Source organism: Prevotella sp. oral taxon 317 str. F0108 (assembly GCF_000162415.1).
GTDB classification, from domain to species: domain Bacteria; phylum Bacteroidota; class Bacteroidia; order Bacteroidales; family Bacteroidaceae; genus Prevotella; species Prevotella conceptionensis.
In genome coordinates this window covers 197,540-198,686 of the sequence record NZ_GG740072.1, presented here as the reverse complement: position 1 = coordinate 198,686, position 1,147 = coordinate 197,540, and the positions used below count along the sequence as shown (strand labels likewise).

Here is a 1,147-nt window from a genome sequence, read left to right as displayed (position 1 = left end):
GCAGGGAACACGCTCGTGCTGTCGTCGCGCTGCCGTACCGCCTCGTAGGTGTTGAGGGTGCCTTGCAGCCTGTTGCCCTGCGCGTCGTACAGCGTCTCGGCGGTGACGAGGTCGTGCATGTACAGGTTGCGGTTGTGCCCGTACTCGGACACCTGCGTGCGGTAGGCGGCATTGCCCTTCTGCGTGTCCAGCTGTCGGGTGACGACCTTGGCGAACCCGAAAAAGTCGCGCTCGCGCCTGTCGCGGTAGCCGCCCTCGTAGGCGAACTCGTTGCGCATGCGCGTCGCCCCGTTCTCGGCATATCCGCCCGAAGTCTCCACGGCCGACATCACCCAGCGGCGGCCGGGCATGGCGAAACTGGGCAACGTCTGTCGGTACTCCACGCGGACGTGTCCGCCGAAAGGCAGGGTGACGCTGCGCAACAGGTTGGTGCGGCCGGTGAGGTTGCGGCGAACGACAAGCGCATCAGGGCCTGCACTTTCAACGAAGTCGGGCAAGCCGTCGCCATCAATGTCGAGTAAAGCGCTCTCCGTGCGGCTAACGCCAGTGGACCAAGCAGCGGTTACGTGTGGAGTGATCGTCAGTTTCAGGAACAGCAGGTGGATTTTGAAGGAGAATGCCGCACTGCCATACAATGATACGGACGTGGCAAGGTTCTTTCCCGCACTGCCCTGAACGTCTTGGGCTTCGTCAACGAAACCCGTTCCCGTATTGATGGAAACTTTAACATCGTCACCATCCCTGATGATTTTATCCGGCATTCCGTCACCGTTAAGATCGGCATAGGAACAGTTTGTAAGGGTCGTTGTCTTCGTGCCGTTGAAACCTCCCGTAATCTCCGCGTTGCCGAGAACGGTGATTTTTGTTCCCAATCCCGCACCCCAGTTGGTGTTGGATGTGGCATCCAAGTCCTGGCAGCCTCGCGGCATGTGCCCTGTGAAACCGTAGCCGAGATTGTACCTCACGGCATCGCCTTCAACCATATCGGGTAATCCGTCACCATTCCAGTCCAACCAATCGCGTGTAGTCTTGGAGTTTCCATGAGAGAAATTACCGCTGGCTGTGACGGCCAGGCTGGAAACGGCATTACCGTCACTGGCATTCTGCCCTTCGCATTGGCCCGTCGAGTTATTCGTGGGGGTGGTAG

The 1,147-nt window shown here is 59.2% G+C and carries 1 protein-coding gene; it reads right to left on the bottom strand.

The features are described 5' to 3' along the window. Positions 1 to 1,147 (bottom strand): toxin TcdB middle/N-terminal domain-containing protein (locus tag HMPREF0670_RS00655; RefSeq protein WP_044077539.1); only part of this gene is annotated, 1,147 nt, incomplete at both ends.